General features: G+C 66.8%; 22 protein-coding genes. 11 read left to right on the forward strand and 11 right to left on the reverse strand.

Annotated elements, in window-relative coordinates; genetic code table 11:
- Positions 1 to 53: 53 nt before the first annotated feature.
- From QB898_RS03290 to QB898_RS03310, 5 genes are all read left to right on the forward strand, one after another.
- Positions 54 to 671 carry a histidine phosphatase family protein gene (locus tag QB898_RS03290; RefSeq protein WP_279523777.1) on the forward strand — a complete coding sequence of 206 codons (618 nt, stop codon included), beginning with the start codon at positions 54 to 56 and terminating at the stop codon, positions 669 to 671.
- A 58-nt stretch (positions 672 to 729) separates the two neighbouring features.
- The gene (locus QB898_RS03295) at positions 730 to 2,118 is read left to right on the forward strand and encodes a sulfate adenylyltransferase subunit 1 (RefSeq protein WP_279523778.1); all 1,389 of its coding nucleotides are present in this window, start codon (positions 730 to 732) and stop codon (positions 2,116 to 2,118) included.
- Positions 2,119 to 3,003: 885 nt separating this feature from the next.
- Positions 3,004 to 4,116: a hypothetical protein gene (locus QB898_RS03300; RefSeq protein WP_279523779.1), complete on the forward strand. Its 1,113-nt coding sequence runs from the start codon at positions 3,004 to 3,006 to the stop codon at positions 4,114 to 4,116.
- On the forward strand, positions 4,113 to 4,397 hold the full coding sequence (locus QB898_RS03305; protein WP_279523780.1) for a hypothetical protein: 285 nt from the start codon (positions 4,113 to 4,115) through the stop codon (positions 4,395 to 4,397). Before QB898_RS03300 ends, QB898_RS03305 begins: the two co-directional genes overlap by 4 nt.
- A 94-nt stretch (positions 4,398 to 4,491) precedes the next feature.
- Positions 4,492 to 4,776, forward strand: a complete 285-nt coding sequence (locus tag QB898_RS03310; protein WP_279523781.1) for a hypothetical protein — start codon at positions 4,492 to 4,494, stop codon at positions 4,774 to 4,776.
- A gap of 62 nt (positions 4,777 to 4,838) precedes the next feature.
- Here QB898_RS03310 and QB898_RS03315 read toward each other — a convergent pair whose 3' ends face one another.
- Together QB898_RS03315 and QB898_RS03320 are read right to left on the reverse strand one after the other, a co-directional pair.
- Positions 4,839 to 5,021, reverse strand: a complete 183-nt coding sequence (locus tag QB898_RS03315) for a hypothetical protein (protein ID WP_279523782.1) — start codon at positions 5,019 to 5,021, stop codon at positions 4,839 to 4,841.
- A 40-nt stretch (positions 5,022 to 5,061) separates the two neighbouring features.
- Complete coding sequence (locus QB898_RS03320) at positions 5,062 to 5,286, reverse strand: hypothetical protein (protein ID WP_279523783.1); 225 nt, start codon at positions 5,284 to 5,286, stop codon at positions 5,062 to 5,064.
- A gap of 253 nt (positions 5,287 to 5,539) precedes the next feature.
- On the opposite strand from QB898_RS03320, the gene QB898_RS03325 reads away from it, so the two are divergent.
- Together QB898_RS03325 and QB898_RS03330 are read left to right on the forward strand one after the other, a co-directional pair.
- Positions 5,540 to 6,592: a YeiH family protein gene (locus tag QB898_RS03325; protein ID WP_279523784.1), complete on the forward strand. Its 1,053-nt coding sequence runs from the start codon at positions 5,540 to 5,542 to the stop codon at positions 6,590 to 6,592.
- 29 nt (positions 6,593 to 6,621) lie between these two features.
- Entirely contained in the window at positions 6,622 to 7,278 is a 657-nt protein-coding gene (locus tag QB898_RS03330; protein WP_279523785.1) for a GAD-like domain-containing protein, read from the forward strand.
- A 213-nt stretch (positions 7,279 to 7,491) separates the two neighbouring features.
- Here the strand turns inward: QB898_RS03330 and QB898_RS03335 are convergent, their stop codons facing one another.
- The 3 genes from QB898_RS03335 to galU form a co-directional block, all read right to left on the reverse strand.
- Positions 7,492 to 8,322, reverse strand: a complete 831-nt coding sequence (locus QB898_RS03335) for an RluA family pseudouridine synthase (protein WP_279523786.1) — start codon at positions 8,320 to 8,322, stop codon at positions 7,492 to 7,494.
- A gap of 195 nt (positions 8,323 to 8,517) precedes the next feature.
- A complete protein-coding gene (locus QB898_RS03340; protein WP_279523787.1) occupies positions 8,518 to 9,585 on the reverse strand; it encodes a 6-phosphofructokinase in 1,068 nt (355 codons plus the stop codon).
- Between the two features lie 174 nt (positions 9,586 to 9,759).
- On the reverse strand, positions 9,760 to 10,644 hold the full coding sequence (gene galU / locus QB898_RS03345; RefSeq protein WP_050714789.1) for a UTP--glucose-1-phosphate uridylyltransferase GalU: 885 nt from the start codon (positions 10,642 to 10,644) through the stop codon (positions 9,760 to 9,762).
- A gap of 95 nt (positions 10,645 to 10,739) precedes the next feature.
- Here galU and QB898_RS03350 point away from each other — a divergent pair, with 95 nt between their 5' ends.
- A complete protein-coding gene (locus QB898_RS03350; RefSeq protein ID WP_082202882.1) occupies positions 10,740 to 11,696 on the forward strand; it encodes an NAD(P)-dependent oxidoreductase in 957 nt (318 codons plus the stop codon).
- A gap of 182 nt (positions 11,697 to 11,878) precedes the next feature.
- Here the strand turns inward: QB898_RS03350 and QB898_RS03355 are convergent, their stop codons facing one another.
- The 6 genes from QB898_RS03355 to QB898_RS03380 form a co-directional block, all read right to left on the reverse strand.
- The gene (locus QB898_RS03355; protein WP_279523788.1) at positions 11,879 to 13,402 is read right to left on the reverse strand and encodes an ABC transporter ATP-binding protein; all 1,524 of its coding nucleotides are present in this window, start codon (positions 13,400 to 13,402) and stop codon (positions 11,879 to 11,881) included.
- A gap of 323 nt (positions 13,403 to 13,725) precedes the next feature.
- A complete protein-coding gene (locus QB898_RS03360; protein WP_279523789.1) occupies positions 13,726 to 14,574 on the reverse strand; it encodes a hypothetical protein in 849 nt (282 codons plus the stop codon).
- A 202-nt stretch (positions 14,575 to 14,776) separates the two neighbouring features.
- Positions 14,777 to 15,787 (reverse strand): CDF family Co(II)/Ni(II) efflux transporter DmeF, encoded by a 1,011-nt coding sequence (gene dmeF, locus QB898_RS03365; RefSeq protein ID WP_279523790.1) that lies wholly within the window; start codon positions 15,785 to 15,787, stop codon positions 14,777 to 14,779.
- 125 nt (positions 15,788 to 15,912) lie between these two features.
- Complete coding sequence (locus QB898_RS03370) at positions 15,913 to 16,602, reverse strand: fumarylacetoacetate hydrolase family protein (RefSeq protein ID WP_279523791.1); 690 nt, start codon at positions 16,600 to 16,602, stop codon at positions 15,913 to 15,915.
- A gap of 55 nt (positions 16,603 to 16,657) precedes the next feature.
- Entirely contained in the window at positions 16,658 to 17,488 is an 831-nt protein-coding gene (gene proC, locus QB898_RS03375) for a pyrroline-5-carboxylate reductase (RefSeq protein WP_279523792.1), read from the reverse strand.
- A gap of 264 nt (positions 17,489 to 17,752) precedes the next feature.
- A complete protein-coding gene (locus tag QB898_RS03380; protein ID WP_279523793.1) occupies positions 17,753 to 18,685 on the reverse strand; it encodes an FHA domain-containing protein in 933 nt (310 codons plus the stop codon).
- Positions 18,686 to 18,936: 251 nt separating this feature from the next.
- Between QB898_RS03380 and QB898_RS03385 the strand changes: the two genes are divergently transcribed.
- From QB898_RS03385 to QB898_RS03395, 3 genes are read left to right on the forward strand one after another with little or no spacing between them, the layout of a single operon-like run.
- Positions 18,937 to 19,887, forward strand: coding sequence for an ABC transporter ATP-binding protein (locus QB898_RS03385; protein WP_279523794.1), 951 nt, complete (start codon positions 18,937 to 18,939; stop codon positions 19,885 to 19,887).
- A gap of 21 nt (positions 19,888 to 19,908) precedes the next feature.
- Positions 19,909 to 20,664, forward strand: coding sequence for an ABC transporter permease (locus tag QB898_RS03390; RefSeq protein ID WP_050714797.1), 756 nt, complete (start codon positions 19,909 to 19,911; stop codon positions 20,662 to 20,664).
- Between the two features lie 50 nt (positions 20,665 to 20,714).
- On the forward strand, positions 20,715 to 20,969 hold the full coding sequence (locus QB898_RS03395; RefSeq protein ID WP_050714798.1) for a BolA family protein: 255 nt from the start codon (positions 20,715 to 20,717) through the stop codon (positions 20,967 to 20,969).
- Positions 20,970 to 21,012: the final 43 nt, after the last annotated feature.

The raw sequence follows: 21,012 nt of genomic DNA on the forward strand, positions 1-21,012 counted from the left end.
CCGATTCGCCCCTGAAAACCCCAGCCGACTCCCAGCCGCACAACCGCCCGCCCATGCCCACCATCACCCTCATGCGCCATGGCCTGCCCGATGCGCCCGCAGGCAAATGGCTGACGGCGCACGGCTTTGCCGACTGGGTGCGCCGCTACGACGCCGCGCCCGTCACCCCCGCCTGCCCGCCGCCTGCCGCTGTGCTCGAGCAGGCGCGCCCGTGCGGCGCCGTGGTTTGCAGCGATCTGCCCCGCAGCCTCTCATCAGCCGCCTTGCTGGGCGTGCGCCCCGCGCAAGCCGCAGCCTTGCTGCGCGAAGCCGCTTTGCCCACGCCCGCCGCGCGCTGGCCCCTGCTGCGCCTGCCCGCCAGCGCCTGGGCAGCGCTGGCCCGGCTGGCATGGCTGGCAGGCATCGCTTGCGGCCGCGAATCGCTCGCGCAAGCCCGCCTGCGCGCCGCGCAAGCCGCCCTCTGGCTGGCCGCGCTGGCGGCGCGGCATGGCTCCGTGCTTTTGGTGGGGCATGGCGTTTTCAACCGCCTGCTGGCCCATCAGCTCCAGCGCCAGGGCTGGCAGCGCCAAGGCGCCCATGCGCGCAGGCACTGGTCTTTCTGCGTGCTGCGCCATGACAGCCCCGCCCCCTGCGCTGCCCAAAGCCAAGGCGTGACCGTCTCTCCAGCCTGACCCGTTCCAGCCCGCCAGCGCCACCGCTTTTCATCCACCCCTCACACCCTTTGCAGCCATGACTTCTCCCGCATCCGCCCCCGCCGCACCCACGCCCGCTGACGCCAGCGCCACCCGCCCCGCCCTGCGCTTTATCACCTGCGGCAGCGTGGACGACGGCAAAAGCACCCTCATTGGCCGCCTGCTGCTGGACAGCCGCGCCGTGCTGCAAGACCACCTGGCCGGCGTCACCCGCAGCGGCCAGACCGACCTGGCCTTGCTCACCGACGGCCTGCAAGCCGAGCGCGAGCAAGGCATCACCATCGACGTGGCCTGGCGCTACTTCGCCACCGAAGCGCGCAAATTCATCATCGGCGACGCCCCCGGCCACGAGCAATACACGCGCAACATGGTCACCGCCGCCAGCCAGGCCGACGCCGCCGTGGTGCTGGTAGACGCCACCAAAATCGACTGGCAAAGCCCCCTGCCCGCGCTGCTGCCGCAAACGCGCCGCCACGCCCTGCTCGCGCACCTGCTGCGCGTGCCCTCCATCGTCTTTGCCATCAACAAGCTCGACGCCGTGGCGCAACCGGCCGCCGCCTTTGCCCACATCCGCGATGCGCTGCAAGCCTTCGCGCAAGAAGCGGGCATACAGCCCGCCGCCATCGTGCCCATCTCCGCCCTCATGGGCTGGAACGTGGCCGCCCCCAACCCTGACGAGTCCGGCTGGTGCGGCTACCAAGGCCCCGCGCTGCTGCCGCTGCTTGAAAAACTGCCCGCCACGCCCAGCGAAAGCGCCCTGCCCCTGGCCTTTCCCGTGCAATGGGTGGAAAAAAACGCCTCCTCCAGCGACACCCGCCAGGGCCGCCGCATCTTCTGGGGCCGCGTGGCCGCCGGACAAGCCCGCGCGGGCGAAGCCGTCCAACTGCTGCCCAGCGGCCACACGGCCCGCATCGCCCAGGTGCTGGACCACACGCGCCAGCCGCAGCCCGGCGTCAACGCCGGACACAGCGCCGGCCTCGTGCTCGACCGCGAACTCGACCTCTCGCGCGGCGACTGGATCACCGCCGCCGCCCAGCCCGCCAGCGGCAGCCAAGCCGGTGAAGCCGGCGAATTCGACGAATTCGACACCCCCGCCGCCCAGCCCGCCTGGCCCGTCACACGCGAGCTGCAAGCCACCCTCTGCTGGCTTGACGACGAGCCGCTCACCCCGGGGCGCGTTTACTGGGCGCTGCACGGCCACCGCTGGCTCAAGGCCAAAGCCCGCCGCGTGCTCCACCGGCTGGACATCCACACCCTCCAGCCCCAAAACGCCGACCGCCTGGAAGCCAACGCCATCGGCCAAGTCGAGCTGGCCTTGCAAGAAGCCATCCCCGCCGCGCCCTTTGCCACCAGCCGCGCGCTGGGCGCGCTCATCCTTGTGGACGCCGCCACACACCGCACCGCCGCCGCCGCGCTGGCCAGCTGAATGGCATGCGAAGCGAACGGAAAGCCGCTTCAGCAAAGCCTGATTTCGCTCCTTGTTTCATAGCATGACGTCCTAGTGGAAAGAGCGCGAAAGCTGTTTTCAGCCCCTTGAATTCGCTCCTCTTTTTTGGGCTGCCCATGCCGCCAGCCCCGCAGGCGCGGGCAGCGCAAGCCTGCCTGCCGCGCCTTCTCTGCGCCGCCAGGCCCTTCATGGCGGCCCGCGCCCATGATGCAAATGACGACGCAATAACGTCCATTTCTGGCGTCTTTTTATCCATGAGATGAGCCGCCGCGCAAATCCGTCCGCCCATCGCCCCGCCGCTTGCGCCGGCCCCCGCGCCGCAGCCCGACGGCAGCGCCCCGCCACCCGCGCCCGCCGCGCCAGCGCAAGCGCCAACGCCATCGGCCACGCTGTCGCAACTGCCCCTGCCGCCCCAGCTCGCCCTGCAACTGCAAAGGCATGAGCAGCCGCCTGAGCAGCGCAAGTACACATCCGACTGCGACCATGACTGCGACCATGACTGCGGCCTCTGCGATCCCGGCAGCTCCCGCCACGAACGATGCGAACTGCAATGGGGAGATCCCGCCCACTGGGTACGCAGGCCCGATGGCAGCCGCGTCTGGGTCACGCCGCCCATCCCCCTGGTGCCCATAGGCCCCAACCCCGGCAAACCTCCCTCGCCCGGAAACAGCAACGACGGCATGCCCGGCGGCAGGTTTGAAGATCTGGACCCCGTCGTCATCGAAGACAGCCGCGACCCCCCGCCGTCCCGCCCCTCCCTGCCCCTGCCTTTCGACGCCTTCCCGCCAGACCACGGCGGCGGCGCTGGCGGCGGCCCCGCCCCCGAAGGCCCTGCGCCCGCAAGCCCCGCCCAGCCCGCCCCCATTGAAACCGCGCCCCCCCGCCCCGCCAGCAGGCAGCCCGCCGCCTCCGTTCGCTGGCCGCGTCATCAGCGAAGACAGCGGCGGCGGCCCCATCCAGCGCGACAACAGGGACCACTCCCAGCCCGACTCATTCATCCCCGAACACCTGCGCGACATTCACCGCCAGGTCGTGCGCGAGCTGATCGCCGAGCAGGCCCGCGAAGACTCCCTGCCCGACAGCGGCGACTTCATCCCCACCGGCGGCAGCGCTCCGCGCGCACCGCGCGGAATGCGCGCGGTTTCGCCCGTCGTCAATCAGGGCTGGGATGCCGCGCTGAATCTGGCAGCAGGCCCGATTGGCTTTCTGGGCGAGCTTCCGGCCCCGTACAACGATTTGGCCCGGATGAGGCAAATCAACGATCGAGCCAACGCCAAGCGCCAGATTGATTACATGCGCCAGCGCATGCGCGAGGCGGGCATGACCAACGTCTCCAACGAATACCAGATGGCCTGGGTGAACGGCGGCAACCTCGTGCGCGACTATCAGGCTACCGCGCAACGCCTGCAAAGCGACTACAACGCCTTCCTGCAAGACCGGCGCTTGCGCGCAACCTGGGGCGAAAACTACCGCAATATTCGCATTGGCAATCAGAATATGACTCCAATGCAATTTGAGAGATGGGTGAGCAATCTGCAACAAAGAACAGTCAATGAAGCTTATGAAGAAGCCTTGGATTTGGCAAGTCGAAACCAGCTAATCCGCTCACATGGAGTAAGCCTCAATACGGCCATAGGTAATTATATAGATGGCGCAGTACGTAGCAGATTGCGCGAGGAATTCAGCAACATGGGCATTGATGAAAATCAGCAATCGCGGATTGCCGCCGTAAATCGACATTTAATTACGCCTGATTCTGATAAATATGGCATTCCAGATCTACGTCTGGGCAATAATCTTTATTTAGACAGTACGCTGGCCTTCAAAAGCCCCAACACCCTACAGATTAGAAGATGGCATTCCATACGCGAAGGTCACTATATGATTATTCGCCCCGACGCGCTAGGAGGTTCATATGCCATCCCGGCACGAAATATCAATAAAGTTCCTCTTCCTCCCAAAGGGTTTATGCCATGACTTTGAATGAATCACTTAGCTATCTTGCCGACGCACTGGTCGGTATTACGCTAAGAAAGGATCCGCACGCCTTCCGCATGGCATATAAGTCAAGGAAGGCCCGAATATTGGAATACTGGGCTGAGGCCAAACCAAAGCTCAGGCGCGACGTGGACCGCATCGCGCCCATCGATGCCCTGATGGATGAGATGTTTTACGCCTTTGAATCCGGAAACCAAGACAAGGGCGTTCTCATTGCAATGGCCTTGTGGGGCTGCGGCCATATCAAGAAATTACGCTAGCCAGCCGCGCCCCTTCTCAAATGCCGTCTTTGGTTTGCTATATAACCAGTGGCGGCATTTTTTCCAGTTCATTGATATTTTTAGCAACCTCACCATGTCTCTCAAAGAAACCCTCGCCGATTTCTCCACTGAAGTCGCCTTTTGCGCCATGTTCGCGCATGACCGCTACCTGATGCCAATGAGCTACGAACAAAACAAGGCAAACCTGCTGCGCTACTGGTCCGAAGCCAAAGGCCAGCTCAAGCGCGATGCCGCCCTCATTCCCGCCATCGACGCCCAGATTGAAGAAATGTTCGCCGCCTTCGATTCAGGCGACCGCAAAAAAGGCGTCGATACCGCCATGGCCCTGTGGAACAGGAATATCAAGCAGATGGAATAAGCCGTTCCCTCCCAAAAAGTTCAGGGTCATGACTTTGCGGGGCATCAAGAAATAGCGTCAGGTCACCAGCTTGCTGTATTTAGAATGCCGCTTTTAATTCCGGACGGGTTGTTTCTTGAAAAATGGGCTGCGCAGAGAGCTTGTTCAAATTCGGAGAATGGGTGAAAAGCGTGGACTCGGGCGGCCTGCGGTTTCTTCCAGCCAGGCTCTGCGCAGGTTTCAATAGCAAATGGCGATGGTTTCATGAATTACTGGGTTCTTTCAGCGGGCGTGGTTCAGCTTGTTTTAGGCGGCATTCATTTTTTCGCGGGCGGCGCGGAGTTTCGGCGGCTTCGCCCCGGCCCGGCGCGGGCGGATGCGGGCAAGGCTTTTGATTACTGGCTGACGGGGCATGGCGTGTTTCACATGGTCAGCGCCGATTTGCTGCTGGGCGCGGTTTTCTGCCTGCTGATGGGAGCGAAAGTCATGGGCTTTCATTTCTGGCTGATTTTGTTCATCGCCCTGCTGCATGCGTTTTACGCGCTTTTTTGGCTGGGAACGCTTTTTTCTCGCGCGCTGGCTGGGCGGATTATTTCCAGGCGCAGCCCCAATGGCTGGCTTTTCTGCTGGTTTGCGCCCTGCTGCTGGCAGGGGCGTGGATGAACGGATAGCGCCTATTCGCCCGCCCGCCAGCCGCGCCGCCGCGCCGCCGCGCCTTGTTTTGCCCTGGCGCAAGAAGGCAGCCGTCGCCCCCGCCAGATAATGGCGGCAGGAGAAACGGGCGATGCGATCTGAAGGAACGGGGCCGCTGGCCAAGGCGGCGGGGCTGCTGGCGGTGGGCGCGGTGGTTGCGGCGGCCTGGCTGGCGGGGCGCAGCGCGTGGGCGGCGCAGGCGGGGTTCAGCCTGCTGACGCTGGCCATCGTCATCGGCATGCTGGCGGGCAACACGGTTTATCCGCGCGTGGCGGTGCGCTGCCATGCGGGCATGCTGTTTTGCAAGGGGCCGTTGCTGCGGCTGGGGATCATGCTGTATGGCTTCCGGCTGACGCTGGGGCAGGTGCTGGATGTGGGGCTGGCCAGTTTCGCGGCGGATGCGCTGATGCTCGCTTCCACTTTTTTGCTGACTTGCTGGCTGGGCCTGCGCTGGCTGAAGATGGAGCGGCAGACGGTGCTGCTGATGGGCGCGGGCAGCAGCATTTGCGGCGCGGCGGCGGTGATTGCCACGGCGCCGGTGCTGCGCGCAGGCGCTGACCGCGTGGCGGTGGCGGTGGCGACGGTGGTGATTTACGGCACGGCGGGCATTTTTCTGTATCCGCAGATGCACGCCTGGCACTGGTGGCCGCTGTCGGACGGGCAGTTTGGCGTGTACATCGGCTCCAGCGTGCACGAGGTGGCGCAGGTGGTGGCGGCGGGCAAGGCCATCAATGCGGCGGTGGCCGATATTGCGGTGACGACCAAGATGATCCGCGTGATGATGCTGGCGCCTTTTTTGCTGCTGCTGTCGCTGTGGCTGGGGCGGCGCGGCGCGCCTGCGCCGCAAGGGCAAACGGGCCAGGGCGAAAAGGAGGGGGAAGGCCGCATCGTCATTCCCTGGTTTGCCTTCGTTTTCATTGGCGTGATGCTGTTCAATTCGCTGAACCTGCTGCCTGCCGCCTGGGTGGCGGCGCTGGTGCAGGCCGATACCTGGCTGCTGGCCATGGCGATGGCGGCGCTGGGGCTTTCCACGCATTTTTCCGCCATACGGCAAGCGGGAATCAAGCCTTTGCTGCTGGGGCTGCTGGTTTTCGCGTGGCTGGTGGGCGTGGGCGGCCTCGTGCAGGTGCTGCTGGCCGCCTGATTTTTTCCTTTTTGCAAAGGAGCTGACGCATGACGCCGCAATCACTGGATGAAGACTTCGGGCGCTTTCTGGCCTTGTTTGGCTCGCCCGTGCACGCCCAGCCAATGCCGGAGGCGGCTTTTGACGCCTGCGCGGGCCTGCTGCCCCGGCAGCTTTTCACTTACTGGCGCGAGGTGGGCGTTTGCGGTTTTGGCGATGGCCTGATGTGGATGACCAATCCGCAGGAGTTCGAGTCGCTGCTGGCGCGCTGGCTGCAAGGCACGCTGCTGCGCCAGCGGCGTGATCTGGCCGTCATTGCCCGCACGGCCTTTGGCGAGCTGCTGGTTTGGGCCAGCGGCAAGGGGCAGGTGGCGCTCATCAGCCCGCTGGAGGGCATCGTCTTTCACTACGCCAGCGCCGACCGCGCCCCCGCACAGGCCCCCGGCGCGGAGGCCGATGCGCAGATGCGCCGCTTCTGGGGCGGGCTGCGCCCCGAAACCTTCGAGCAGGAAGATGACGCGCAGCGCCCCCTGTTCGCCCGCCTGGCGTACCGGCTTGGCCCCTTGCAGGCGGAGGAGATGTATGGCTTCAGGCTCCACCCCAGCCTGGGCGGCTCGCGCAGCATTGCCAACATGGCCCGCGTGCCGCTGCTGGCCCAGCACGATCTGGCCCTGGAGCGCGGCGCGCCGCGCTTTGTGGCGCTGTGAGGCGGGGAAACCCGCGCGCGGCAGAGGGCAGGCTGGGGCGGGCAGGCTTGAATGTTGAATACCCGGCCTTATTTCGCTCCTTTATCCATAGCATGATGTCCTAGTGGATATTGCGCGGGGCGGTATTTCGGCCCTTTTTATTCGCTCCTTTTTCTGATGTTTTTGCGCAGAGGCGCTGGAGCGGCGCTCATGGCTTTTGATGCTGGCGGACCGTCATGCCTGGGGAAACAGGGCGTCGAAATGCTGCGTCCGGCTGGCCAGGCGCAGCGGCTTGCCGGTGGCCGGGTGCGTCAGTTGCAGGGCGCTGGCGTGCAGCAGCAGGCGCGGAGCCAGCGCCTGCGCGGCGGGCGGGGCGTAGAGCGCGTCGCCCGCAATCGGCAGGCCGATGGCAGCCAGGTGCACGCGCAGCTGGTGGGAACGGCCCGTGATGGGCCGCAGCGCCACGCGCGCCGTGCCGGGCAGCGGGCCGCCGCCTGCGGGGCGCCAGAGGGTGAGGCTGGGTTTGCCGTGGACATGATCAACCTTGCTGCGCGGGCGGCGCGGCCAGTCGGGCAGCAGGGGCAGGCCGATGGCGGCCCATCCGGGCGGGGCGGAAACGGCTGACAAAGTGGCAGACAGGGCGGCAGACAAGGCGGCAGTTTCGTCTTCTTCCGCCTCCTGCTCTTGCAGCCATTCATCCGCCCATTCATCCGCCTCGTCCGCCTCAGGCTGGCTGGCGGTGAAAGCGGCGGCAAAAGCGGCAGCCACGGCGGCGGCGCTGGCGCCAACCACGGCTTCGTAGCGCTTGCGCACGCGGCGCTGCGCAAAGGCTTCGCCCAGCAGGCGCTGCACGCGCGGGCTGCGGGCCATGAGGATGAGACCGCTGGTGGCTTCGTCTAGCCGGTGGACGATGAGCGCCCCGGGCCAGACGGCCTGCACGCGGGCGCTGAGGCAATCGGCCTTGTCCGGCCCCCGGCCCGGCACGGCCAGCAAGCCGGCGGGCTTGTCAAAGGCCAGCAGGTGTTCATCGGCGTAAACGGGCGCGGGCGGCGGCGGCAAAAGCATGTTCAGAGCCTGTTCAAAGCCGGTTCAAAGCCGGTTCATAGGGGGCAGGCTGCGCTTCCGGTTTCACCACGGAGCAGGAGCCAATTCAGGGGCCAGAAAACGCCTTTGCGCCTTTGCCGCACGGTTTGACGGGCTTGGCCGCTATCAGGAGCGTGGCCTTGCGCTGGCCGTTCGCAGTTTTTCCCGCCCGCCGCTTCAGTCTGCCTCGTCGCCAAAGCTCACGCCGATTTCGCGGGCGGTGATGACCAGCGGGTGATTCGGCGGCACGCAGCGGGTGCGGTCGGCCACTTCCGACAGGGCGATGTCGCCCAGCGCGCTGCCGGGCGTGTCGCTGGCGAGCGTGACCATGCGGTTGAAGCGCCCTTGCAGCACCAGGCTGGCGGCCTGGTGGCCGAATTGGGTGGCCAGGATGCGGTCATACGGCGTGGGCGGGCCGCCGCGCTGCACGTGGCCCAAAACGGTGGCGCGCACTTCGCTTTTGAGGTGCGGCTCCAGCAGGGCGCGCAGGGTGTGGGCCACGCCGCCCAGGCGCACGGGGTCGGGGCTGCCCTGGATGACGCGCTCGATGGTGAGCGCGCCGCCCGCCGGCTTGGCGCCTTCGGCGATGCAGATGACGGTGTGCGCGCGGCAGCGCTCGCGCCGCTGGCACAGGCGCACGAGGGCGGCGGGGTTGAAGTCGATTTCGGGCAGCAAGATGGCATCGGCCGCGCCGGCGATGCCCGCTTCCAGCGCAATCCAGCCTGCGTAGCGGCCCATCGTCTCCACAATCATCACGCGGCCGTGGCTCTGGCCGGTGGTTTGCACCTGCTCCAGCGCGCGGGTGGCGGTGGCCACGGCGGTGTCAAAGCCAAAGCTCCGAGCGCAGCCTTCAATGTCGTTGTCGATGGTTTTGGGCACGCCCACGAATTTCAGCCCGTGCGCGGCCAGCCCGTTGGCAATGGTCATGGTGCCGTTGCCGCCGATGGCGACGATGGCATCCAGCCCCAGCGCGCGCGCCGTGGCGCAGGCGTGTGCGGCGCTGGCGGGCGAGGCCAGCGGATCGGCCCGGTTGCTGGTGCCCAAAATGGTGCCGCCCGAAAAGAGGATGCCGCTGACGGCTGCCCAATCCAGCGCCCGGGTGTGCCCTTCCATCAGGCCCGCAAAGCCGTCGGCGATGCCGATGACTTCAGCCCGTCCGTGGCGCAGCAGGGATTTGGCGGTGGCGCGGATGACGGCGTTCAGCCCGGGGCAGTCGCCGCCGCCAGTGAGGATGCCGACTTTCATGACTTGGCTCCAGAAACAAAAAATGCCCGCCAAAGCGGGCAGCAAGGTTGGAAAGAAATCAGGCGGAGCACGGCAGGCAAGGCTGCCAGGAAGCAAAAAGAAGAGCAGATCGCAAGGAGCAAGAAAAGCTTCTTTCCGATTGTCTGGCCCGCCCTTGGCGCAAGGCAAGGCCCGTCAGAGCGTGAGGCCCTTCAGATAACGGCGAAAGCCCTCGCCCATCTTCGGGTGTTGCAGGGCCAGCTCCACGGTGGCCTGCAAAAAGCCTTCCTTGCTGCCGCAGTCGTAGCGCGCGCCTTCGTATTGGTAGGCATACACGCGCTCGCTTTGCATGAGGCGGGCAATGGCGTCGGTGAGCTGGATTTCGCCGCCCACGCCGCGCGGCTGCTTGCGGATTTCGTCAAAGATGCGCGGGGTGAGGATGTAGCGGCCCGCCACGCCCATGCGCGAGGGCGCCTCTTCGGGGCTGGGCTTTTCCACGATGCGGTCAATGGCCAGCAGGCGCTCGCCCGCCGGCTGCCCGGCCACGATGCCGTAGCGGCGCACCTGCTCGGGCGGCACTTCCTGCACCGCCAGCAGGCAGCGGCCCAGCCGGGTGAAGGCTTGCGTCATTTGCGCCAGCACGGGCGCGCCGCCGGGCGGCCCCACCATCAGGTCATCGGCCAGCAGCACGGCGAAAGGATGGTTGCCCACGATGTGCGCCGCGCACAGCACGGCGTGCCCCAGGCCCAGCGAGCGCGGCTGGCGCACGTAGCTGCACAGCATGCCTTCGGGCTGCACGGCGCGCACCAGCGCCAGCAGCTCGGCCTTGCCCGCCGCTTCCAGCTCGCTTTCCAGCTCGTAGGCGGTGTCGAAGTGGTCTTCAATGGCGCGCTTGCTGCGGCCCGTGACAAACACCATGTGCCGCACGCCCGCAGCCCAGGCCTCTTCCACGGCGTACTGGATCAGGGGCTTGTCCACGATGGGCAGCATTTCCTTGGGGCTGGCCTTGGTGGCCGGCAGAAAGCGCGTGCCCAGGCCGGCAACAGGGAAAACGGCGGTTTGCACAGTAGAAAAAGGCATGAGTAAAAGCGCGTGCGTGGAAAAATCGTGAATGATAAAGTTACAGTCTTCAACACAGGGACGTAACCAGACGGAAAAAGGCAAGGAGCCAAAACATGGAGATTTTGCTGCTGGATGAATTGGCGCCCGATGCGCAGCTGTGGCTATCTGACAGGCACCAGGTCAGCTACCAGCCCATGCTCGCGCACGACCGCGCCGAGCTGCACCGGCGGCTGTACAAAACGCGCGCCCTTTTCGTCACGCCCGAAGTGCGGGTGGATAGCGCGCTGCTGGACTTCGCGCCCTGCCTGGCCGTGGTGGCCTGCCTGCACGGCGACACCGAAAACATAGACGACGAAGCCTGCCGCCGCCGCCGCGTGCGCGTGCTGCGCGCCATCAACGCCAACGTGCGCGCCAACGCCGAATTCCAGCTGGGCAACCTGATGATGATGATGCGCAATGGCGCGCCCCAGCCCGTCATGCCCCTGGACGGCGTGCCCCTGCGGGGCCGCGAAATCAATGACAGCGTCATCGGCCTGCTGGGCATGACGCCCACCGCGCACCTGCTGGCCACCTTGCTCACCGCCCTGGGCGCGCGCGTGATCGGCTTTGACCCTGCCTTGCACCGCACGGCCGATTTGTGGCAGCGCCTGGGCGTGCAGCCCGTCACATTCACCGAGCTGCTGGCCACCGCCGACGCGGTGGCCGTGCAAATGGCCTTTGCCTCGCGCCATCGCGGCATGGTCAGCGAAAGCGCCCTGGCCGTCTGCCGCACCGGCCAGTTCTGGACCAGCATCAGCGCGCCCGCCCTGTTCGATTTGCCCGCGCTGGCCCAGGCCCTGCGCAGCAACCACCTGGGCGCCTGCGTGCTGGACCTGAGCGAACCCGATCAAATCGCCGCTGATTCCCCTTTGCGCAACGTGCCGCGCCTGCGCATCACCCCCAACATGGCCTGCGCCACGCAAGAAGCCCTGCTGCGCGCCAGCTGGTACCTGGCCGACCGCACGCACGAGCTGCTGCAACTGTCAGACACCCAGCGCGTGGCGCTGGAAAGCGCGCCCATGCCGCTGTGAGCGCGCGGCAGGTCCGTTCATGGCCTGGCTTCAGTTGCGGAGCTGGATGTGCAGGCGCTGTTTCGCTCCTTCATTCATAGCATGATGTCCCGGTGGATACTGCGCAGAAGCCGTTTTCATGCCCATGGATTTGCTCCTGTTTCTGATGCAGGCGAGGGTGGCTGGAGGGGCCAGGGGCGCAGTCAGGCCGCTGCGGGGCTGGCTTCGGCTTCCCACAGGCCGCTCATCCATGCGCCCACGCGTTCCACGCTGGCCTGGCTGCGGGGCAGCGAGGGCGAGAGGCAGCCACGGGCGATGACGTGCAGGCGGTTGCACAGGGCAAGCAGCTCGTCCAGCTCTTCGCTGAACACGAGCACGGCGCAGCCGCTGGCGGCCAGCGTCAGCAGGGCGTCGTGAATTTGCGCGGCCGCGCCCACGTCCACGCCCCAGGTGGGCTGGGCGGCGATGAAGAGCCGGGGGCGGGCGTCCATTTCGCGGCCCATGATGAACTTTTGCAGGTTGCCGCCCGAGAGGGCGCGCGCGGGCGTGTGCGGGCTGGCGGCCTTGACGCCAAAGCGGTTCATGATGGCTTGCGCCTGCGCCGTCAGCTGGCCCATGCGCAGCCAGCCCAGCGGGCCGGCGGCTTCGCGGCGGGTGAGCAGCAGGTTGTGCGCCAGGCCCAGCTCGGGCACGGCGCCGCGCCCCAGCCGCTCTTCGGGCACGAAGTGCAGGCCCAGCGCGCGGCGCTTGCCAGGCGCCAGATGCCCGGCGGGCTGGTCCGCAATGCGGATGGCCGCCTGCGGCGCGCGCGTGTCTTCGCCGGAAAGAGCGGCCAGCAGCTCGCTTTGCCCGTTGCCGGAAATGCCGGCGATGCCGACGACTTCGCCCGCATGCACGTCCAGCGAGATGTCTTGCAGATCAACGCCAAAGGCCGCTGCGGCGGGCAGCGACAGGCCGCGCACTTGCAGCACGGGCTGGCCAATGGCGTGCGGGCGCTGCTCCAGCGCGGGCGGCTCGGCGCCAATCATCATGCGGCTCAGTGAGGCGTTGCTTTCCTGCCGGGGGTCGCACACGCCCGCCACTTTGCCGCCGCGCATGACGGTGCAGGCGCTGCACAGTGCGCGGATTTCGTGCAGCTTGTGGCTGATGTAGAGGATGCTGCACCCTTGCGCGGCCAGCTGGCGCAGCGTGGCAAAGAGCTTTTCAACGGCCTGCGGGGTGAGCACGGAAGTGGGTTCGTCCAGGATGAGCAGGCGCGGGCTGGCCAGCAGGGCGCGGATGATTTCCACGCGCTGCATTTCGCCCACGCTGAGCGAGTGCACGGGGCGGCGCGCGTCAAGCGGCAGGCCGTAGGCGGCGGCCACTTCGCCAATGCGGCGCTGCACTTGCGCCAGCGGCATGGCTTTGTCCAGCCCCAGCCACACGTTTTCGGCCACGGTGAGCGAGTCAAACAGGCTGAAGTGCTGAAACACCATGGCCACGCCCAGCTGGCGCGCCTGCTGCGGGCTGTGAATGCGCACGCGCTGGCCGTCAAAGCGCATTTCGCCCGCATCGGGCTGGACGGCGCCATAGATGATCTTCATCAGCGTGCTTTTGCCCGCGCCGTTTTCACCCAGCACGGCATGAATTTCGCCCGGCTGCACGGTGAGCGAGACGCGGTCATTGGCCAGAACGCCGGGGTATTGCTTGGTAATGCCTTGCAGCTCAAGGCGCGCAGGGGTGGTCATGAAAGCGAACGGTGGGCAGGAAAAGAGCGGGGCCAGGCGGATTGAAGCGGGCGGAAGCAAAGCGGGCCGGAGCCAGAAACGAAACGCCCGCCGCGCAAAGGCGGCGGGCGGCTGGGCACATCAAAAAAAGGAGCGAATTCAGAAAGCTGAAAAGGGGCCTTGCGCTTATTTGGCGGGGAGGTCTTGCTATTGATTAAGGAGCGAAAAACGCCTTCTTGCCCGCCTCCCGCGCCTTGCAACCCGGCGAGGACTTGCAACACCGCAAAACGCCGGGGCTGCGCCCAAGTCCGCGCTTTCCGCACCCACGGTCACTGAACCGGTTCTCAGGGCTTGGCCCCTGTGGGAAAGTGGTGCGGCCAGGGCGCATGAGGCGCCAGCGTGGTCTTGGGAGCCGGCCGGGCGGCTTTCTTGGCGCTGCCAGCCTTGGAGCGGGACGCAGGTTTCTTGGCTGCCGGCTTGGCGGCCAGAGCGGCGGCCTGGGCTTCGGACGCAGGCTGGGCCGCCGCTGCGGGCTTGGCAGGAGCGGCTTTCTTTGCGGGCTTTTCCGCTTCAGCGGCCGCGCTGGCGGCGGGCTTGGCCGTTGCGGGCTTGGCCGTTGCGGGCTTGGCCGTTGCGGGCTTGGCCGTTGTTTTGGCAGCTGTTTTCACAGCGGGTTTTTCAGCCGTTTTCACGCCGGATTCCGCCGCCGGGGCCTTGGGCGCAGCTTCTTTCTTGGCCGCAGCGGCTTTGGCAGCGGGCTTTTCCGCCTTGGCGGCGGCGCTGGCGACACTCTTTTTTGCGACGGGAGCCTTGGGCGCTGCTACGGCTTTGGAGGCGGACGCTGGCGCATCGGCGGCCTCGGCCTTGGCGGCCGGTTTTTTGGATGGTGTTTTGGCGGTTGCCATGATGTTCTCCTGAATCTGGCTGATCTGGCGGAAGTAGAGATGCCACGCCTGCCAAAGCAGGTGCTGCGTGCGCAGGGCGCGCAAGACGCTCCGCATGAAGCGCTGCGCCGCGTCAGGCAAGGCAAGCGGGGCGTAAGGGGAAATGGGCAGCGGCGCAAAAGCCGGAAAGCTGAACTGCAAAACCGCCTTGGGCAAAGCGCCCGTCCAGGCCCCGGCAAAAGCGGAATCCATGCGCTTGCCGCGCTGCACGACGGCAGGAGGGAAATAAAGGCGCAGTGCGTGTGTCATGCGTAGCCCTTGGCAGAACTGGGCGCGCGCCGGAGAAGCGAAAGGCGGCTTGCGGCGTGGCGAAACGGAAAAAGGCCGAAACGGAAAAAGGCCCCGATTATGTGAGCAAGCTTTTCAATTGGGAAGCGCCTGCAAGCGGACAGGGCGCGCGCAATTCACCATCGGCGCCGGCCCCGTCAATTCGGGTGGCAAGAAAAGCGGTTCAGCAGCGCGCGCCGCCCGGGCAGTGCTGAATCTCGATGGTGCTGTGCGCCACTTCTTCGTGAATGGCGATGCGCTGGCGCAAGGCGTCGGCGGTGAGCGCACGGTCGTGCGTGACCACTGTCAGCGCGCAGGCGTAAACGTCTTTGGACACGCGCCACACGTGCAAGTCGCTCACGCGGGTGCAGCCCGCGTCGGGCGGGTTTTCAATGGCTTCGCGGATTTCGGCCACCACGGGCGCGTCCATCTCGCGGTCGAGCAGCACCTTGCCCGTTTCCACTATCAGACCCTTGGCCCACACGCCCACCAGCACCGCGCCCACGATGCCCATCACGGGGTCCATCCAGGCCCAGCCCCAGGCCCAGCCGCAGGCCAGCGCGGCAATGGCGAGCACCGACGTGGCCGCATCGGCTATCACGTGGATGTAGGCGGCCTTCAGGTTCAGGTCTTCATGGCCGTGATCGTGCGAATGGCCGTGATCGTGATCGTGCCCGTGCGCGTGTGAATGTGAATGGCCGTGCCCGTGCGAATGGCCGTGCCCGTGATCGTGCGCGCCGCCCAGAATAAAGGCGCTGGCCACGTTCACCGCCAGCCCCAGCAGCGCCACGGCGATGGCCTCCGCGTAGCGGATAGGCTGCGGCGCCAGCAGCCGCTCCAGCGAGCCGGCCACCATCAGCGCCGCCACGCCCGCCAGCAAGATGGCGCTGGCAAAGCCCGCCAGCACTTCAATCTTCCAGGTGCCGAAGGCAAAGCGCGTGTCTTTGGCCAGCCGTCGCGCGGCCGCGTAGGCAAAGGCCGACAGGCCAATGGCCAGCACGTGCGAACTCATGTGCCAGCCATCGGCCAGCAGCGCCATCGAGCCAGTCCACCAGCCCGCGCCGATTTCCAGCAGCATGGCCGCCACCGTCAGCGCCAGCACCAGGCGCGTGCCGCGCTCGGCTTTTTTCTGCTCCTGGCCGTGTGGGTTGAAGTCGTGCGTATGCGTCCAGCGCGAGAGGTCTTCGGTGTGCATGTTGCGAAACCCTTGCAAATGAAAGCCGCCGATTCTCATGGCTGCCGCCCCGGCCCGGCGGCCAAAGGCGACACGTCAGCAGGGGCATGTGCGCCGGGAACCTGTTCCATGCCGGGTTCCCGCAGTCAGGCGATGGTCAGCGCCACCTCGCCCACGCCCTCGATGCCGCCGGCCAGCGCGTCGCCCGCGCGCACCGCGCCCACGCCCTCGGGCGTGCCGGTGTAGATCAGGTCGCCCGGCTGCAAGCGGTAGTACTGCGAGAGATTGGCAATCACCTCGGGCACGCTCCAGATCATCTCGGCCAGATCGCCCTGCTGGCGCAGCTGGCCGTTCACGCTCAGATGAATGCGCCCCGCTTGCGGATGGCCGATGGCGCTGGCTGGCGCCAGCGGCGAGATGACGGCGGCGTTTTCAAAGTCTTTCGCCAGGCTCCAGGGGCGGCCTTTCGCCTTGGCGGCAGCCTGCAAATCGCGCCGCGTCATGTCCAGCCCGCAGGCGTAGCCCCACACGCAGTCCAGCGCCTGCTCAGGCGCAATGCGCAAGGCGCTTCGCCCGATGGCCACGACCAGCTCCACCTCGTGGTGCAGCTCGTCCGTGCCCGGCGGGTAAGGCACGGCCGCGCCGCTGGGCGCAAGCGCAGCGGGCGATTTGCAAAAGTAAAACGGCGGCTCGCGCGCGGGGTCAGACCCCATTTCGCGCGCATGCCCCGCGTAGTTGCGCCCCACGCAGAAGATGCGCGAGACGGCGTAAAGCGACGAAGCGCCGCGCACGGCCACGGCGGGCCGCGCAGGCAGAGGAAAAACGTAGGCAGTCATGGCGAAAACACAAAAAAGCGAAGGGCGGCGGCGCGCCCTTCAAAAAAACCGTCTTTCAGCCGCCGAACTCGCGCCCCAGCTCCTGCGCGCGCTGGCGCGCCGCGTGCATGGCGGCGATGAAAGCCGCATCCACGCCCGCCGCCTGCAAGGCTGAAAGGGCGGCGAAAGTGGTGCCGCCCTTGCTCGTCACACGCTCGCGCAGCGCGGCGGGCGGCTCACCAGACTGGGCGGCCAGCGCGCTGGCGCCGCTGAACGTGGCAATGGCCAGGCGCAGCGCGTCGGCGGCGGGCAGCCCCATCTGCACGCCCGCTTGCTGCATGGCCTCCAGAAAATAGAAAACGTAGGCGGGGCCGGAGCCTGACAGCGCCGTCACGGCGTCCAGCAGCGGCTCCTCGCTCACCCACAAATGCTCGCCCGTGGCGTCGATCACGCGGCAGGCCAGCGCGCGGTCGGCCTCGCTGGTTTCGGGCCGGGCATACAGCCCCGTCATGCCCCGCCCCGCCAGCGCGGGCGTGTTGGGCATGGCGCGAATCACGCGCGGCGTGCCCAGCCAGCGGGCCAGGCTGTCCGTGCCGATGCCCGCCGCCACCGAAAGATGCAGCGCCTGCCGCGCATGCGGAGCCACCGGCTCGGCCGCCTGCGCCAGCACCTGGGGCTTGACGGCCCAGACCACCAGCGCGGCCTGCGCCAGCGCGGCCCGCGCCGCTTCGGCGTCTGGCAGCGCAGCCACGCCCAGCCGCTCGCGCAGAGCTTGCGCCTGGGCGGCCAGCGGTTCAATCACGGTGATGTCCGCCGCAGGCGCGCCCTGGCGCAGCAGCCCGCCCGCAATGGCGCTGGCCATGTTGCCGCCGCCGACAAAAACAATGGGAGGAAGGGAAAAGCTCATGAAACGTCCTGAAATAGCGTTGCGCGGGCCAGGATTTTCAGGCTGGAGGGCTGCGCTTCGCGGCAAACCCGGGCGAGGCAACGCGCGCGGTTTGCTCCGCCCAGCGGATCGCGCAAGGAAAAAGCGCCTGGAACATCAAAAACAGGAGCTGATTCAAGGTGCTAAAAACGGCCCTTGCGCACATTCCACTAGGACATCATGCTACGAATAAAGGAGCGGAAAATGCCGCTCAAACACGCTCCCGCCTCCGGCCCCTGCGGGATTTCAGGCCGCTTCCTGGCGGAGCTGGTAGCCAATGACGAGCGCGCCCGCTTCAAAGCACGGCATGCCCAGCGAGATGTGGCCCCTGGCGTGCAGAACGCAGCTGCTGCGGCGCAAGGCCAGCTCGGTGTGCTGGCCGTCGTCAAAGCACACCCAGGTGCCGTAGGTGCTGGTGTCGGCCAGGGAGATGTTGCCGTTGCTGTATTCCAGCCGGGCATGCTGGCGCGAGGCGCGCGGGTCGGCGATGACGAAGTGGCACTGTGGCGCGCGCCCCAGCAGAACGGGCATTCCGCCGGAGCGGAAAGTGGCCGACGCGCCTTCCCTTGCAAGCGTGATGGCGTATTTGGGAAGCGGCGGCATGCCGCTTGCGCTGCCAGCGTCGATGGCGCCGGAGATGGTGAGAAAGTCGGTGCTGGCGCCGTCGTCCCACTCAATCTGGAACACCGCGTGCGGCTGCCTGAGGCCGCGTATGGCCAGGCTGCCCAGCGGGCGGCTGCGCGGCGGCCGCGCTTGCGGGCCAATGCCCTCCATGACTTCGCGCGCGGCCAGAATGCGGCCGCCGCCGGCCATTTCGCACAGGCGCGCGGCCAGGTTCAGCGCCTCGCCGTAAACGTCATCGCTCAGGCGCACCACTTCGCCAGCGGCCATGCCCACGCGCAGGCCCCTGCGCATGGGCGGCGGCCAGCGGTTCAGATGACGGGCATGTCTGCTTTGCACGGCCATGCTGGCGCGAATGGCGGCAGCCGGGCTGTCAAAGGCGGCCAGCACGCCATCGCCCAGCCGTTTGATGATTTCTCCGCCGCAGCTCTCGCACACGCGGCTGATCCAGCGGGTGAGCCTGGCCATGGCGCCGGCAACCTGCTCATTGCCCAGTGTTTCAAATGCGCTGGCGCTCCCGACCAGATCAATGAAGACGATGGTCTGGCTTCGATTCATGGCGGCAACGCGCGCCCGCCGGAGAGGCCGTAGGCGCTTTCTTTTTTGGAGTTTTTGACGTGGAGTCACGTGGGGCGCGCGGACCGTCCGCGCAGAATGCGTGATTCTACGGAGCGAAGGCCTGAAACCCGCTCTCAACGCCTGTTCAGGCCCTGATCGGGATGGGCTTTTTGCGCCCACGGGCGGACGGAAGCAGCCCTGATTTCCTGCTCCCGCGCGGGCGGGCGGCTGCTCCTACAATCCCGCGCCCCATGCCCGCCGCCCTCTCCTTTCAGTCCGTCAGCAAGCGTTACGCGCCCCTGCGCGGCGGCGCGCCCGCCTTTGTGGCGCTGGATGAGGTGTCGTTTGACGTGGCCGAAGGCGGCATTCTGGGCCTGCTGGGGCCTAACGGCGCGGGCAAAACCACGCTCATCAGCATTCTGGCCGGGCTGGCGCGCGCCAGCAGCGGGCGGGCGCTGGTGCTGGGGGTGGACGCGCAGCGCGAGCCGCTGCGCGCGCGCCGCCTGCTGGGCGTGGTGCCGCAAGAGCTGGCGAGCGACCCCTTTTTCAGCGTGCGCGAGGCGCTGCGCCTGCAATCGGGCTATTTCGGCATCCGGCGCAATGAGGCGTGGATTGACGAGCTGCTGGCCCATCTGGGCCTGGCCGACAAGGCCGACGCCCAGCCGCGCCATCTTTCCGGCGGCATGAAGCGGCGGCTGATGGTGGCGCAGGCGCTGGTGCACCGCCCGCCCGTCATCGTGCTGGACGAGCCGACGGCGGGCGTGGATGTGGACTTGCGCCAGAGCCTGTGGCAGTTCATCGCGCGCCTGAACCGCGAGGGCCACACCATCATGCTGACCACGCACTATCTGGAAGAAGCCCAGGCGCTGGCGGGCCGCATTGCCATGCTGCGCAAGGGCCGCCTGGTGGCGCTGGACGACACCGCCGCACTGCTGGCCAGCACCCGCGCCAGCCAGCTCAGCTTCACCGTGGCGGGCGCGGCGGGTGATGCGGGGCAGGCCGGCGTTCTGGAGCGCCTGCCCGCCGCCTTGCTGCCGCAAGCGCGCGTGACAGGGCGCGTGGTGCAGCTGAACGTGCAAAGCGCTGACGACGTGGAGCAGGCGCTGGCCGCCGTGCGCCAGGCCGGCCTGCTGGCCGAAAACGTGGAAGTGCGCCACGCCGATCTGGAAGACGTGTTCCTGAACGTGATGGCCGCGCGCTGAAAAAACCAAAGGCTCCCTCTGATGACCGGCTGGCAAACCCTGTTCTACAAAGAAGTGCTGCGCTTTTGGAAAGTGGGCCTGCAAACCATTGGCGCGCCCGTTTTCTCGGCGCTGCTGTATCTGCTCATCTTCAGCCACGTGCTCGACGCGCATGTGCAGGTGTATGAAGGCGTGAGCTACACCGCCTTTCTCGCGCCGGGGCTGGTGATGATGAGCGTGCTGCAAAACGCCTTCGCCAACAGCTCCTCCAGCCTCATCCAGAGCAAGATCACGGGCAGCCTGGTCTTTGTGCAGCTTGCGCCGCTGTCGCACCGCGCCTGGTTTGCCGCTTACGTCGGCTCGTCCATCGTGCGCGCGCTGGCCGTGGGCCTGGGCGTGGGCGCGGCGGCCTGGCTGTTCGCGCGCTTTTCGCTTGCGCAGCCGCTGTGGGCGCTGGCTTTTGCGCTGTGCGGCGCGGCGCTGATGGGCGCGCTGGGGCTGATTGCCGGGCTGTGGGCCGAAAAGTTCGACCAGATGGCCGCCTTCCAGAACTTTCTCGTCATGCCGCTGACCATGCTCTCGGGCGTGTTCTATTCCGTTCACTCGCTGCCCGCTTTCTGGCAAAGCGCCAGCCGCCTGAACCCGTTTTTCTACGTGATTGACGGCTTTCGCTACGGCTTTTTCGGCATAAGCGACGTCTCGCCCTGGCTGGCCCTGGGCGTGACGGCCGCCGCCAGCGCCGCCTGCTCCCTGCTGGCGCTGGCCCTGCTCAAAAGCGGCTACAAGCTGCGCAGCTGAAGCGCCTTCTTTCACACCTCCCGCTCCCACTTTCACAAAGGAACGCCCACATGGACGCAGAAGAAATCCAAACCCTGATCGCCGCCGCTTTGCCCTGCGAGCACCTGCAAGTGCAAGGCGATGGCCGGCACTGGTTCGCCCTCATCGTCTCGCCCGCCTTTGAGGGCAAGCGCCCCATCCAGCGCCACCAGCAGGTTTACGCCGCCCTGGGCGAAAGCCTGAAAAGCGAAGCCCTGCACGCCCTTTCCATGAAAACCCTCACGCCCGCCGAATGGGCGCAGCGGCAGGCAAAGCCGCAGGCCTAAGCCCCGCCCGCAGCCCGCCGTCAAGAGCCTGTGCAGCCCCCCT

Origin of the sequence: Ottowia cancrivicina (assembly GCF_029813755.1) — a bacterium.
GTDB lineage: Bacteria > Pseudomonadota > Gammaproteobacteria > Burkholderiales > Burkholderiaceae_C > Ottowia > Ottowia massiliensis.